This is a genomic window from Rhodococcus sp. NBC_00294 (assembly GCF_036163995.1).
Taxonomy (GTDB): Bacteria; Actinomycetota; Actinomycetes; order Mycobacteriales; family Mycobacteriaceae; genus Rhodococcoides.
This window is the reverse complement of sequence record NZ_CP108043.1, coordinates 1,580,132-1,593,351: the sequence shown is the minus strand read 5'-3', so window position 1 is coordinate 1,593,351 and position 13,220 is coordinate 1,580,132. Positions and strand designations below refer to the sequence as shown.

13 protein-coding genes are annotated in these 13,220 nt (G+C 71.1%); 8 read left to right on the top strand and 5 right to left on the bottom strand.

The window, feature by feature from the left end; all coding sequences use genetic code 11:
• Positions 1–22: 22 nt before the first annotated feature.
• From OHB23_RS07650 to OHB23_RS07640, 3 genes are read right to left on the bottom strand one after another with little or no spacing between them, the layout of a single operon-like run.
• Entirely contained in the window at positions 23–1,354 is a 1,332-nt protein-coding gene (locus OHB23_RS07650; RefSeq protein ID WP_328811221.1) for a glycosyltransferase family 2 protein, read from the bottom strand.
• Positions 1,351–2,349, bottom strand: a complete 999-nt coding sequence (locus OHB23_RS07645) for a glycosyltransferase (protein WP_328811220.1) — start codon at positions 2,347–2,349, stop codon at positions 1,351–1,353. Before OHB23_RS07645 ends, OHB23_RS07650 begins: the two co-directional genes overlap by 4 nt.
• Positions 2,346–3,299: a WcbI family polysaccharide biosynthesis putative acetyltransferase gene (locus OHB23_RS07640; protein WP_328811219.1), complete on the bottom strand. Its 954-nt coding sequence runs from the start codon at positions 3,297–3,299 to the stop codon at positions 2,346–2,348. The genes OHB23_RS07645 and OHB23_RS07640 overlap by 4 nt, the downstream gene beginning before the upstream one ends.
• Before the next feature lie 194 nt (positions 3,300–3,493).
• On the opposite strand from OHB23_RS07640, the gene OHB23_RS07635 reads away from it, so the two are divergent.
• The 5 genes from OHB23_RS07635 to OHB23_RS07615 are packed head-to-tail and all read left to right on the top strand — an operon-like array spanning position 3,494 to position 8,033.
• Positions 3,494–4,579, top strand: coding sequence for a hypothetical protein (locus OHB23_RS07635; protein WP_231476217.1), 1,086 nt, complete (start codon positions 3,494–3,496; stop codon positions 4,577–4,579).
• Positions 4,576–5,709: a glycosyltransferase gene (locus tag OHB23_RS07630; protein WP_328811218.1), complete on the top strand. Its 1,134-nt coding sequence runs from the start codon at positions 4,576–4,578 to the stop codon at positions 5,707–5,709. The genes OHB23_RS07635 and OHB23_RS07630 overlap by 4 nt, the downstream gene beginning before the upstream one ends.
• Positions 5,706–6,698 (top strand): hypothetical protein, encoded by a 993-nt coding sequence (locus OHB23_RS07625; protein ID WP_328811217.1) that lies wholly within the window; start codon positions 5,706–5,708, stop codon positions 6,696–6,698. The genes OHB23_RS07630 and OHB23_RS07625 overlap by 4 nt, the downstream gene beginning before the upstream one ends.
• A gap of 30 nt (positions 6,699–6,728) precedes the next feature.
• Positions 6,729–7,526, top strand: a complete 798-nt coding sequence (locus OHB23_RS07620) for a glycosyltransferase family 2 protein (protein ID WP_328811216.1) — start codon at positions 6,729–6,731, stop codon at positions 7,524–7,526.
• 9 nt (positions 7,527–7,535) lie between these two features.
• Positions 7,536–8,033 (top strand): SixA phosphatase family protein, encoded by a 498-nt coding sequence (locus tag OHB23_RS07615; protein ID WP_328811215.1) that lies wholly within the window; start codon positions 7,536–7,538, stop codon positions 8,031–8,033.
• On the opposite strand, the gene OHB23_RS07610 is transcribed toward OHB23_RS07615, so the two are convergent.
• On the bottom strand, positions 8,012–8,905 hold the full coding sequence (locus tag OHB23_RS07610; protein WP_027504584.1) for an SDR family oxidoreductase: 894 nt from the start codon (positions 8,903–8,905) through the stop codon (positions 8,012–8,014). The two genes, OHB23_RS07615 and OHB23_RS07610, sit on opposite strands and share 22 nt — an antisense overlap.
• Before the next feature lie 153 nt (positions 8,906–9,058).
• On the opposite strand from OHB23_RS07610, the gene OHB23_RS07605 reads away from it, so the two are divergent.
• The 3 genes from OHB23_RS07605 to OHB23_RS07595 all read left to right on the top strand — a co-directional run bounded on the left by OHB23_RS07605 (position 9,059) and on the right by OHB23_RS07595 (position 12,145).
• The gene (locus OHB23_RS07605; RefSeq protein ID WP_328811214.1) at positions 9,059–9,442 is read left to right on the top strand and encodes a VOC family protein; all 384 of its coding nucleotides are present in this window, start codon (positions 9,059–9,061) and stop codon (positions 9,440–9,442) included.
• 182 nt (positions 9,443–9,624) lie between these two features.
• Positions 9,625–10,974 carry an MFS transporter gene (locus OHB23_RS07600; RefSeq protein WP_027504582.1) on the top strand — a complete coding sequence of 450 codons (1,350 nt, stop codon included), beginning with the start codon at positions 9,625–9,627 and terminating at the stop codon, positions 10,972–10,974.
• A gap of 64 nt (positions 10,975–11,038) precedes the next feature.
• Positions 11,039–12,145, top strand: a complete 1,107-nt coding sequence (locus OHB23_RS07595) for an endonuclease/exonuclease/phosphatase family protein (protein ID WP_328811213.1) — start codon at positions 11,039–11,041, stop codon at positions 12,143–12,145.
• A 4-nt stretch (positions 12,146–12,149) separates the two neighbouring features.
• On the opposite strand, the gene OHB23_RS07590 is transcribed toward OHB23_RS07595, so the two are convergent.
• The gene (locus OHB23_RS07590; RefSeq protein WP_328811212.1) at positions 12,150–13,112 is read right to left on the bottom strand and encodes an MsnO8 family LLM class oxidoreductase; all 963 of its coding nucleotides are present in this window, start codon (positions 13,110–13,112) and stop codon (positions 12,150–12,152) included.
• Positions 13,113–13,220 lie beyond the last annotated feature (108 nt).

Below are 13,220 nucleotides of genomic sequence, written 5' to 3'. Positions count from 1 at the left end.
TGACTCGAATGGTTCGGGGGTCTCACCACGACAGGTCCGGCTGATGCGGACCCGCGGCGATGCCGACCTCGTCGGCCGGTACGTCCGTGATGCCGAACAGGTCGGCGAGGGCCTGCTGCGGGGTGCGATCCAGTGCGTCGGCCCACCGGCGGGCCCGGCGCACGGCGCGCCACGACCACCACTCCACACTGCCGCCGGGCACGGTCGACCGCACCAGACCGGGGCCTTGCGGAGGCGTCGACGCCGCCAGCGTCCGCGCTGCATCCGGGGCCAGGACGACCGGACCGACGAGGTCGAGCCCGAAGCGGCTGCGCCGTACGTCGTCGCCGCCGGGGACACCGAGGCGGATTCGCGGGTCGTCGGTCCGCCACGACGCGACGAGATCCGCGGCGTCCGTCCCGTCCACCCACACGGTGACGTCCCCCTGCGCGAGCACCGATCCCACCGTCACCAACAGCGATGCGGCACTGTGTCCGTCGGCGTGCACGACGGCCGTGAGGTCGGGAACGGCGTACCGGACGCCGTGGGTGCGCGCAGCGGGGTCGGTGACGAGTGGAAGCAGGGACAGGGCCTCCGTGTTCTTCTGCTCGGTGCGTTGCTCACCGGGTCGGCCGGCCCAGTCGGGACCGTCGTGCCAGGCGACGGCGTCCGGCACATGCGCGATCAGGGCGCCGGCGAGGTAGGCGCGATTGGCCAGCTCCCAGTCCTCTCCGCCGTATCCGCCGAACGACTCGTCGAAGCCGCCGATCTCCTCGAAGAATGCTGCGGTGCAACACATCACCGCGCTGATGACGTGGCGATAGGAGCGATGATCGGCATCGAGCAGATCTCGCGAACCGCGGTACGCGTCGATCAACCAGCGCGGCTCGCCGAGGATCTCGTCGTCCGGCCCCGGAAGTCGGCCCAGCGCGGACAGGTCCGCGTGTCGCCGTCGACCGACGGTGAGTGCATCGGGAACCAGCGACGGCAGACGCACGAGCGCCTGGAGGTACCCGGGCTCGGGAACCGTGTCGGCGTCGAGGAAACAGAGCACGTCACCGGACGCGGCACGGGCCCCGAGATTGCGCGCCGCGGCGGCACGGAAGCCACGGTCCTCCTGCGAGACCACCGTGACGTCGAGCGCACTGCGGACGAGCGGCGCCGTGGCCGAGCCGTCGTCCGCGACGATCACCTCGAACGCGCGGTACGTCTGCTGCTCGAGCGCCGCGAGAACCAGATCCAGCGACCGTTGCTGTTCGAAATAGGGCACGACGACGCTGACCGACGGGCGCGGAGCATCGATGTCGCGCAGCAGGTCCCACCTGTTTCCGGGCACCGCGTGGCCGAGCGGGGTGGGGACGGCGGTGGTGATCACGCGTGCACCACGGCCGACTCCGCGTACACCCGCACGTGCGCGGCGCCGACCTCCGCGCGCGTGGGGTGCGCGACGACCCCGTCCTCCAGCCACGTCGACTCGGGGTCACCCGCCGCGTCGGCCAGCGCCTCGGCGAGACGGTCTTCCTCGTACAGGGTCACGGTGCCGGGCGAGCGCCGGGCGAACTCACGGGTGTACGCGCCGGCCACCACCAGCGGTCGGCGGCCGTGCTCGATCCAGGTGTTGATCGACCCGGACGCGGACATGTGCCGATGATGCGCCACGGGAACGGTGACGCGGCCGAGTTCGACCGGAAGGTCGGCGTCGTCGATGTAGCCGGTGACACGCACGGTGGTGCCGTGTGCCGCTGCGGACTCGGTCAGCTCGTCGAGCAGATGATCGTGTCCCGGCGACGGCGTTCCCAGTGCCAGCAGGTGCGCGCCCGGGGGCAGCGCGTCCAGCACCTCGGCGTGTCCCTTGCCCGGGTACAGGAACCCGAGGACGCCGACGGTCACCTCGCCGCTGTCCGTGCGGATGCCGACCCCCGTCGCCACGGGAAGCGGGATCACGACGGACGGGGTACCGATACCGGCCTCGCGCACCAGGTCTCGTTCGTGCTCGCTGCTGACGATCACCGTGTCCGCGCACGCGACCACCCGTCGGTAGCACTCGACGCGCGCGGACGCGGATCGGCCGTCGGACGGCTGCGGCAGATCGTGCAGCGTCACCACGAACGCGGAACCCGATGCGTGGATGCGCCGCGCCAGGTCCTCGACCACCCCGGCCGCAGCCGTCGCCGGTGACCCGAACAACCGGTCCGTCACGTGCAGGTGCACGACGTCGACGTCCGGAATCGACGTGACGTCACTCGCGGACTCGTGACGCAGGAGCGTCGACTCGAGACCGGCGTCGGTGATGCCGTCGCGGATGCGGAGCGCGAACTGCACCACCCCGTGTCGCTCGGGACCGATGACGAGATGCGCGACCGACGTCACGAGGCGACCTCCGGTAGCAGCAGCGAGAGTGTGTCCGCGTGTCGGGTGAGCGCGGCGTCCACGAACGCGGGATGCTCGGCGTACCACTGCAGTTGGCGACGGTGAATGTCCTCGGCATCGACGACGGAGCCGCCGATCACCCAGTCCGGCCGGGGCGCGGCGCCGAGGTCGAGCGCGTCGACGACAGCGGACTCCAGCGGCGTGTGCACCGAATCGAGCAGTACGCGGCCCGGATCCGCCGCCGCAGCGTCGACACCGGCTGCCGACAGGATGCGCGTGGCCAGCTCGAGCAGCACCGGATTGCCGGGGTGGTTGATCGTGTGTGCGGCGTCCGCTCCGAGGGCGGTCAGGACGTCCGAGATCGCGACGTCGCAGTCCCGGCGCTCGCGTCGTGCGAGTTCGGCGATGCTCGCCTCGGCGTTCGCGCGCAGCGCGTCAGGGGCGACGGGAGCGGCGCGCCACTCCTCGGATGCCACCCTGCCTGCGGCCACGAGCACCGTGCGCAGATCGTGGTACGGAGCGCCGGCGGGAGACGCCGACGGGTCGCTCGGGTGCCGCACGATCACCTGGAACGGGTACAGCCCGCTGTACCGGAAGACCGGCCACCGCACGACCCGGGCGTGCTCCGGCAGCATCGACGCCACCTGGTTCGTCCCGATCGGCAGGTCGCGGTAGTCGTCGCGAACCGGCTGCGCCAGCAACACCGAGGCCCGGCCGGCCAGCTCGGCGAGGTGCCGCACGTCGGCCGAGTCGAGTTCGTGCACCGGCGGCATGCGCACGGTCCGGAACGGCGCGTCCGGCACCTCGTCGAGCATCACTCGCACGGCCTCGGCCTGGCAGTTCCCGAGCACGATCCACAGCGGTGGATCGTCGGGCACCGGGTCGAGACCGTAGAACTCGCCGTAGTGACGCGTCCGGCCGTCCGGCTCGGTCGACGCAGAGTGAGGCATGGCGTCGGGTTACCCGCACAGCGCGCAGGCGAAGCGGTGAGAGACCTGCACGACACCGCGTTTGTGGACGAGCCCCCCGGGGCATTCCTCTTTTGTCGTGGTCCAGAAGGCGGCCCGATCCCTGTTCGTACACCCGTGCCGCCCTGCCCACCCCTCGGGCGCGCGCGTCTGCCCCCGAGAGGATGACCCGAGCCGTGATCGCCGTCGCATCCATCCCTGCTGCGCACCCGTACGTCGCCGCTGTCGTCGCCACGGGCGACGACATTCTTCTGCTCGACGATCCCCGGCCCCTCGAGGCGACCACGCCCGGGCAGTGGTGGCCGCCGCGCCTGCTCGAGCCCGACTATCTCCGCGCGCACATCGACGACATCGACGTGGTGCACCTGCACTTCGGCTTCGACGCCGCCACACCGGACCGTCTCGCCGACGTCGTCTCCGTGCTGCGCGAGTCGTCGACCCCCCTGGTTCTCACGGTGCACGACCTGCACAATCCACACTTCGCCGAGCTCGACATGCACCGGTCCCAGCTCGACGTCCTCGTCCCCGCCGCGGCCGCCGTCATCACGCTGACCGACCGCGCCGCTCGGGAGATCGAACGTCTGTGGGGCCGCTCGGCAATGGTGATCCCGCATCCGCACGTCGCACCGCTCGACGTCATCACCGCACGCGACACCACGGCGCACGAGCGCGCAGTCGTCGCCGTGCACGCCAAGTCGTTGCGCGCGAACCTCGATCCCGAGGCGGTCATGGCGACCGTCGTGGCGGCCGCGTCGGCACGCGACGCCGTGGTGCGTCTCGACATCGACGACGACGTGTTCGACCACACGAGCCACTGGTACGCACCGGAGCGCGGCGAGCGATTGCTGGCCTTCCGTGATCACCCGGACGTCGACGTGCGGGTGCATCGTCGGTTCACCGACGCGGAGCTGTGGCAGTACCTGTCCGAGATCGACGTGTCCGTGCTTCCGTACCGCTTCGGTACGCACTCTGGCTGGATGGAGGCGTGCCGCGACCTCGGCGTCGTCCCCGTCGTCCCGGACATCGGCCACTTCGCCGATCAGTTCCCGTGCCCCACCTTCGTGTTCGGACCCGGCCTCTTCGATCCCGCGTCGCTCGATGCCGCGGTGGGCGAGGCGCTGCGCACCGAGCCGACCGGCCCGGACTTCGCCGACTACCGACGCCATCAGCAGAGCGCGATCGCCGCCGAGCACGCCGCGCTCTACCGTGCCCTGTCCGCTCCCGTCGCCTCGGGCCGCGCGGACGGAGCCGTGCTCGTATGACGGTCGCCGCCACCGCACGTCCACTGCGCATCGCCCTTCTCGGATCGTCGCGCTTCCCCATCGCGCAACCGTTCGCGGGTGGCCTCGAGGCACACGTGTGGCATCTCGCCCATGCCCTCACCGAGCGCGGCCATCGCGTCACGCTCTTCGGTGCCGAAGGCACGTCGACCGACGTCGCGCACGACGTCATCGACGTCCACACGTTCCAGATGAGTCCGCACGCGCGGACCGAACACATGGGACCGTCGTGGGTGGTGCACGAGCATCACGCCTATCTGTCGGTCATGCTCGAACTGGCCGGGCCCCTGGCACAGTCGTTCGACGTGATCCACAATCACAGCCTCCACTACCTGCCCATCGCGATGTCCTCGATGGTGCCGGTCCCCATGCTCACGACGCTGCACACGCCACCGCTCGCCTGGCTGGAGTCGGCGGCCGCGGTGCCGCTCAATCCGAACACCGGGTACGCCGCGGTGAGCGAGTACACGGCGCAGCAGTGGCTACCCGTCGCGGGTCCGATCCCCGTGGTTCCCAACGGGATCCCGCTCGACCGGTGGCCGTTCGGCCAGGGCACCGGCGATCGCGGCGGGGCGGGCGAGTACGCGGTGTGGACGGGCCGGTTGGTTCCCGAGAAGGGGGTCGATCTCGCCATCGACGCCGCCCGGCGCGCCGGCTACCACCTGCGCATCGCCGGACCGGCAGCCGACGACGACTACTTCCGGACGGCGGTGGAGCCCCGCCTCGGCGACGGCGTCACCTACGAGGGTCACCTGATGCAGAAGGAACTCGCCGATCTGGTCGGCGGAGCCGCCGTCGCACTGGTGACGCCGCAGTGGGACGAGCCGTACGGGCTCGTGGTCGCCGAAGCACTCGCGTGCGGCACACCGGTGGCGGCCTTCCGTCGCGGCGGCATCCCGGAGATCCTCGACGACACGTGTGGCCGGATGGTGCCCGCCGACGACATCGACGCTCTCGCCGGGGCCATCGGAGATGCTGCGCGCCTCCCCCGTGCGCACGCCCGCGCTCGCGCGGAGCGCATCTGTTCGGACGCGACGATGGTGGACAGCTATCTCGACCTCTACCGCGAGTTGCTGACGACGTCGGGCCGAACCGCCGCCGTCCCTGCATGATCGGGTACTACGTCCACCACCACGGCGTGGGGCATCTGACCCGCGCCCGGTCCGTCGCACGGGCGCTCGCCGAGCCGGTGACGGTGCTGTCCTCGCGGCCCCGGCCGTCGGACATCGACCCGTTCGCGGGCTGGATCACACTTCCCACAGACACACCCGACGGCGGTGACGATCCGGACGACCCCACCGCTCACGGGGTCGTCCACTGGGCGCCCATCTCGGTCCCCGGGATGACCGACCGCATGGCCGCCCTCGCGCGGTTCGTGGACGAGCTTCGCCCCCGATGCGTCGTCGTGGACGTGTCCGTCGAGGTTGCGATGTTCGTGCGACTCATGGGTGTTCGGGTGGTCGTGTTCGCGATGCCGGGCGAGCGCACCGATGCGCCCCATCAGCTGGCCTATCGCATCGCCGACCGCATCGTCGCTCCGTGGTCGGCCTCGGTGTACCGGCCGGAGTGGTTGCGCGAGTTCGAGGACAGGACCGTGTACGCCGGCTCGATCAGTGCCCACGCCGATCGTGCCCGCGCCGGAACCGACCGCGACCCGACGTCCGTCGTCGTGCTCGCGGGCGCAGGGGGCTCAGCTCTCACCCCGGACCACCTCGCCCGAGCGGGTGCTGCCACGCCGACCCGCACCTGGCGCGGTGTCGGCGCGCCCGGCACCCCCTGGGTGGACGACGTGTGGCCGCTGCTGACCGGTGCCGGCGTGGTGGTCACGCACGGCGGGCAGAACGCGGTGGCCGACGTGGCCGCATCGGGTGCCCCCGCGGTGGTCGTGGCCGAGAGTCGCCCGCACGGGGAGCAACTCGCGACCACTCGCGCGCTGGGGGCCGCGGGGCTGGCGATCTCGCTCGAGTCGTGGCCCGATCCGGACCGGTGGCCCGAGATCCTGAACCGTGCCGGTGCGCTGACCGGCGACATCCGGGCACGGACCGAGGTGGACGGCGCAGCGCGTCGTGCGGCAGCGGCGATCGAGGACGTGTGGGCGTGACGTCGGTGCTTACATGACGTCGGTGCTTACATGACTTCGGTGGCCGTGGTGACGATCGTGTCGGGTCGCGCGGAGCACCTCGCTGCGCAACGCCGCGGTCTCGCTCGCTCGACGCGGCGAGCCGATCTGCACGTCGTGGTGTCGATGGGTGACCCGACGGTCGTGGACGCCACCGCCGTCGTTCCCCGCGTCGGCGACGCGCTCCCCCTGGCTCGGGCGCGCAACGAGGGTGCCCGCCTCGCCCTCGAGGCCGGTGCCGATCTGCTGATCTTCTTGGACGTCGACTGCATCCCGAGCCGCGGGATGATCGACCGGTACGTCCGTCGTGCGCGCGACGGAGCCGTGCTGTGCGGGCCGGTCACCTACCTGCCCGAGGTCTCCGGTGGGTACCCGGACGACCTCGACGGATGGACGAATCCCCATGCGGCGCGCCCGAATCCGGCGCCCGGGCACGTCGAGATCGGAACGAACTGGGATCTGTTCTGGTCGCTGTCGTTCGCGGTCACGTCGGCGACGTGGCACACGCTCGGGGGGTTCTGCGAGGACTACACGGGCTACGGCGGCGAGGACACCGACGTCGGCCGCGTCGCGGAACGATCGGGTCTGGATCTACTGTGGGTCGGCGGAGCGCACGCGCACCATCAGTGGCACCCCGTGTCCTCGCCGCCGATCGAGCATCTCGACGACATCGTGACCAACGCCGCCATCTTCCACGATAGATGGGGACACTGGCCGATGATCGGGTGGCTGAACGCTTTTCGCGAGCGCGGCGACATCGACTGGACGCCCGAGGGCAGCAGCATCGCTCGCCGCCCGGTCGGGCACTAGCATCGAGCGATGTCCGACACCCGCACCCTGATCCTGATGCGCCACGGCAAGTCCTCGTACCCGGACGGGGTGGACGACCACGACCGGCCGCTCGACGAGCGGGGCCGTCGCCAGGCCGCCGCAGCCGGCGACTGGATCCGGGCGAACGTCGGCGCCGTGGACGCGGTGATCTGCTCGACGGCGACGCGTACTCGCCAGACTCTCGAGCGCACGGCCGTCGACGCGCCGGTGCGCTTCGAAAGCACCGTCTACGGGGGCTCCCCCGACGACATCGTCCGCGAGATCATCGCGACCGACGACTCGGCGGCCACCGTGTTGGTGGTGGGCCACGCACCCGGAATCCCCTTCACGGCACTGGAACTCGCGGACGATCAGGAGTCGGGCGCGGCGGTGTGGATCCGACAGGGCTACCCCACCTCCGCGCTGGCGGTGCTGGAGTTCACCGGCGACTGGTCGGATCTCGGGCCGGGGCGCGCCCGCCTGACTCACGCGCTCCGCGTCGACTGACCCTCCACCACAGCGCGATTGCGCGCGCTCTCCGAGCGACCCAGCGCCTTCACCTCGGCGTCCATCTTCGGCAGGATGCGCGGCACGTGGCGCAACGTCGTGGCCTCACCGAGCCGAGTGGTGAGCACGGAGCGCACCCAGCCGATGCCGCCCACGATGCCGGGAACGTAGACCCGGCGTGACCGCCGCTCCACCGCGCGGACGAAGGCGTCGACACACGCCTCGACAGGCAGGGTGCGACCGAGCGGCCAGGGCAGCACGGACAGCAGATCCTGGAACGCGGTGAGGTCGGACTTGGCGTCCTGCACCAGTGGAGTGTCGATCCACGCCATGTGGGCGGAGCCGACGTCCACACCCTGGTACTTCACCTCGAGGCGCAGGGCGTTGGCGAAGTGTTCGGCTCCCGCCTTGCTCGCGTTGTACGACGCGAGTCCGGGGCAGGCGGTGAAGGCGGCGAGCGAGGACACGACGAGCACGTAGCCCTTGCGCTCGATGAGCGAGGGCAGCGCCGCGCGGACGGTGTGGAAGACGCCCGTGGTGTTGATGTCGATCACGCGCTTGAACGTCTCCGGATCGACGTTGAGCACCGACCCGTAGCTCGAGATGCCGGCGTTCGCGAGGACCACGTCGATGCCTCCGAATCGCGCGATTCCCGCGTCCACAGCGGCCTGCATGTCCGCCAGATCCCGTACGTCGGCGCGCACCCCCACGGCGACGTCGCCCAGATCGGCCACGAGTGCCGTCAGCGGCGCCTCGTCCACGTCGGTCAGCACCAGCTTCGCGCCCTTGGCCGCGAGAGCCCGCGCCGTCGCCTCGCCGATACCGCGGCCCGCGCCGGTGATGAGCACGACCTTGTTGCGCACGCTGACCATGTGAGTCCTCCTGACGACGAATGTCCGGTCACAGTACCTGTGACCGGAGATGACACCTACTGTTCCTCGGAATCGGCGGCGCATTGCGGACCGTGATCGTCCTCGATCGGAAGCAGAATCTCGGTCATCATCCGACACGAGGAGAGGCCGACCATGACCGCCACGCACCCGCTCACCATGGAGATCCAGCTCGTCATGCTGCCCGTCACCGACGTCGACCGTGCGAAGGAGTTCTACACGCGCATCGGCTTCCACGCCGATCACGACGCCACTCCCTTCCCGGACGTGCGCTACGTCCAACTCACCCCACCCGGTTCCGCGTGCTCGATCGCGATCGGGAAGAACATCACATCCGCCGCACCCGGATCCGTCGAGGGCATGCTCGTCGTCGTGCAGGACGCGCAGACCGCGTACGAGATGCTGCTGTCCGCCGGCGTCGAGGCCACCCCGGTGAAGGACGAGGGCTGGGGGTTGTTCACGTACTTCGCCGACCCGGACGGCAACAGGTGGGCGGTGCAGCAACTGCCGGTGGGCTGACGCCCCCGTGCGCCTTTCGCGCATCCAGGGATACGCACAAGGCGCACGGGGGTGACGGAGCAAGGGTCCGGGCGGGCCCGATGGTGGGTCCGCCCAAGCTTCTCCCGACGACGGTACCCGGGCGTTTCGCCGGAATAGGCTGCGCCCGAATCGGCAGGCGCGCCGGTCGGACGGGGGCGGCAGTGACGGAGACCGAGAATCGGACCGAGCGGGGTGCGGCGGCGACGCGGGCACCGCGGTGGCGCACGATCGGGGCGCGGCGCGACTCCCTCACCCTCCCGTACGGGTGGGGACCCGCGATCGTGCTGGTGCTGGTCTCCCTCGTCGACCGCATCGAGTTCAGTCTGGTCGCCGCCGTGCTGCCGCAGCTGCAGGCGGAGTTCGGGTTCGGCGACACCGCCGCCGGCTCCATCCCCACCGCGGCCGCCGTCGCCGCGGGCCTCCTCGCGATGCCCGCCGCCTACCTCGCCGATCGCCACGACCGCGGCCGCATCATCACCGTCGTCGTGTTCTTGTGGGCCCTGGCGACGGTCGGTTCCGCGCTCGCTCCCACCTTCGCCGTCTTCTACCTGGTGCGCATGGGCCTCGCCGCCGCCGAGGCCATCGACAACCCGGCCAGCGCCAGCATGCTCGCCGACTTCCACCCACCCGCGACCCGCCCGACGGCCTTCGGGTGGTGGCGGACCGCGGCCTACCTCGGCGGCGCCGGCATCGTGCTGGGCGGAGTGCTCGCCGAGTGGCTCGGGTGGCGCGGCGCCTTCCTCGTCATGGCGATTCCCGGTGTGGTGGTCGCCGTCCTGATGTCACGCGTGCGCGAGCCCGAACGGGGGTACGCCGACAGACTGGCCGCGGGCAGCGCGGACACGCCTGCGCCGGAGGCCACCACCGACCCGATGCCGGTCCAACTCCGCCGCGTCGCACCGATCCGGACGCTGTGGTTCACCGGCGGCGCGCTCACCGTCATGAGCCTCGCGGTCGGTGGCCTGACGTTCTGGGTGCCCAGCCTGTTGCAACGCCGATTCGGCCTCGGCGAAGCGGCCGCCGCGTCCGCGGGCGGTGGTCTGACACTGATCGGCATCGTCGGCGGCACGCTCGTCGGATCCCTGCTCACCCGGCGAACCCTGTTCTCGACGCCGTCGCAGTGGCGCGTCCTGGTGGGCGGCACCGGAATCCTGCTGGGCACCGCGGCCATGGCCGGGGCGTTGGCCTCCGAGAGCTGGCTGCCCTTCACGGTGCTGCTCACCGTGTTCGGCTTCTTCACCGCCTGGGCGATCCCCACCCTAACCTCGTGCGTCGCCGACGTGCTCGCCCCGCGCGACCGCGGACTGGGTTACGGACTGCTGCAGATCGCCGCGACCGTGGGCGGCGCCGTCGGACCGCTCCTCGTCGGCGCGGTGTCCGACGCGTACGGCTCCCTCACCACCGGCATGGTTCCGCTGCTGCCCCTGCTGCTGATCGGGGGCGTGCTCGCCCTCTGCGCCTACCCGTACGTGTCGCCGGACGCGCAGCGGGTGCTGGACGGCGTGGCCTGACGCGCCCCTGCCCGCCCTCTCGTGTTCGCCCATGTGTCAGGGCGGCGCGATAGCGTCCCGCACCATGCGACTCACCCGCGTGCTTCTCGCCGCGTCCGTCCTCGCCGCGTCCGTCCACACCCTGACCGCCTGCAGCGCGCCTGCCGCCGACGAGCCGCCCGGTGACCCGCGTACCGTCCGCGTCGCGACGTACAACGCCAGCATGAACCGCCCCGCCGCCGGCGATCTGGTCGCCGCACTGCGGTCCGGAACGGATCCGCAGATCCGGTCGGTGGCCGACGTCGTTCAGCGCAACGCCCCGGACATGCTGCTACTCAACGAATTCGACTACTCCGACGGCGCCGTCGACCTCTTCCGCGACAACTACCTCGCCGTCGGCGACGCACCGATCGACTACCCGTTCGCGTACACGGCGCCCGTCAACACCGGCGAGCCGTCCGGGCTCGACCTCGACGGGGACGGGCGGTCCGACGGACCGAACGATGCCTGGGGCTTCGGGCAGTTCCCCGGCCAGTACGGCATGGTCGTCCTCTCGAAGTTCCCCCTCGACGCCGCCGCGGTCCGCACGTTCCAGACCTTCCGCTGGGCCGACATGCCCGACAACCTGCTGCCGCGCGAGTACTACGGCGCGAACTCGGACGCCCTGCGCCTGTCGAGCAAATCGCACTGGGACGTGCCCGTGGACATCGACGGGCGGGTGATCCACCTGCTCGTCTCGCACCCCACGCCGCCCTCCTTCGACGGGCCCGAGGACCGCAACGGCCGACGCAACCACGACGAGATCCGGCTCACCGCGGACTACATCGCCGGCGCCGACTACCTCGTCGACGACACCGGACTCGCCGGCGGCCTGCCGAACGGTTCCTCGTTCGTGGTGTTGGGGGACCAGAACAGCGATCCGGTCGACGGGGACTCCTACCGGGGGGCCATCGCGCAACTGCTCGACAGCCCGGCGCTGCAGGACCCGGCGCCCACCTCGCCGACCGCCGGCACCGACACGGCGGATTTCGCCGATCCCGTGCCGGGTGACCTGCGGGTGGACTACGTCCTGCCGAGCACCGATCTGACGGTCACCGGATCGGGGGTCTTCTGGCCCGCGCCGGGCGAGCCGGGCGCCGAGCTGCTGTCGGCGAGCGATCACAGACTGGTGTGGGTGGACCTGCAGGTCTGACCCGTCAGCGCAGCAGTGCGGCCAACGCCTCGTCGGACGCGCGCAGAGCGTCGCGGTCGAACGTCGATGCCGAGGACAGGATCTCGTCGGCACCGGTGCGGTCGACGAGCTCCTCGAGCCGGCGGCGCACCGTCGCCGGACTGCCGTGCACGCTGCCGTCGAGGGAGCGCTGAGCCGACTCCCGAGCCCGCGGGGTGAGTCCGTCGGGCATCTCGGTGACCGCCCGCAACGGTGGGAATTCCCCGGTACGGCGGGAGTCCGCCATGGCCACCGCCTCCGCCATGGCGAGTCGGCGAGCCTCTGCGTCGGTGTCGGCGACCAGGACGTCGAGCGACACCGTTACGGACGGCTGCGCCGCGAAGGCCGAGGGAACGAACTCGCGTCGATACGCCGCCAGCGGAGCCAGGTCACCCGACAGCATCGGACCGCCCACCACGACGGGAAGCCCGCGCTGCGCGGCGATCGCGAGCCCGTGACCCGTCGCGAGAACGTGGATCGGGATCAGTCGCTCGGGCGCGGGCTGCACGGTCACCGGACCGGTGCCGAGCAGGAAGTCCTGCAGATCCGCGAGGTCGTCGGCGAAGCGCTCGGCGTCCTCGGTGTCCGCCCGCAGCACCTTGCGTATCGGCGGAGTGAACCCCAGCGACCGGCCGACACCGAGGTCGACCCGGCCGGGACACAGTGCGTCGAGCATCGCGAACTGCTCGGCGACGACGATGGGCGAGTGGTTCGGCAGCATGACGCCGCCCGACCCCAGCCGAATCCGCGACGTCGCCGCGCCGATCGCGGCGAGCAGCACCGCGGGTGAGCCGCTCGCGATGCCGGGGACGGCGTGATGCTCGGCCACCCAGAACCGCTCGTAACCCGCCGCCTCGGCCCACCGCGCACGCTCGATCGTGTCCGACACCGCGGCGGCGGCGGACCGATCGGTGCGGGTACGGGAGCGATCGAGAAGGGACAGACGCATACTCTGCACAACCCTCGCGGGAACCGCCCTGTTCCGCCCCGACCCGCCCGAGAAACCAGCACGAAGATTGGTAACAGTCATACAATCCGGTCGAGTGGTTCCATCACC

Excerpts from the sequence above, each read along its gene's own strand:
- OHB23_RS07605 (WP_328811214.1), top strand. The coding sequence starts at position 9,059 with ATGACCGCCACGCACCCGCTCACCATGGAGATCCAGCTCGTCATGCTG.
- OHB23_RS07620 (WP_328811216.1), top strand. The coding sequence starts at position 6,729 with ATGACTTCGGTGGCCGTGGTGACGATCGTGTCGGGTCGCGCGGAGCAC.
- OHB23_RS07630 (WP_328811218.1), top strand. The coding sequence starts at position 4,576 with ATGACGGTCGCCGCCACCGCACGTCCACTGCGCATCGCCCTTCTCGGA.
- OHB23_RS07640 (WP_328811219.1), bottom strand. The coding sequence starts at position 3,299 with ATGCCTCACTCTGCGTCGACCGAGCCGGACGGCCGGACGCGTCACTAC.
- OHB23_RS07615 (WP_328811215.1), top strand. The coding sequence starts at position 7,536 with ATGTCCGACACCCGCACCCTGATCCTGATGCGCCACGGCAAGTCCTCG.
- OHB23_RS07595 (WP_328811213.1), top strand. The coding sequence starts at position 11,039 with ATGCGACTCACCCGCGTGCTTCTCGCCGCGTCCGTCCTCGCCGCGTCC.
- OHB23_RS07625 (WP_328811217.1), top strand. The coding sequence starts at position 5,706 with ATGATCGGGTACTACGTCCACCACCACGGCGTGGGGCATCTGACCCGC.
- OHB23_RS07610 (WP_027504584.1), bottom strand. The coding sequence starts at position 8,905 with ATGGTCAGCGTGCGCAACAAGGTCGTGCTCATCACCGGCGCGGGCCGC.
- OHB23_RS07590 (WP_328811212.1), bottom strand. The coding sequence starts at position 13,112 with ATGCGTCTGTCCCTTCTCGATCGCTCCCGTACCCGCACCGATCGGTCC.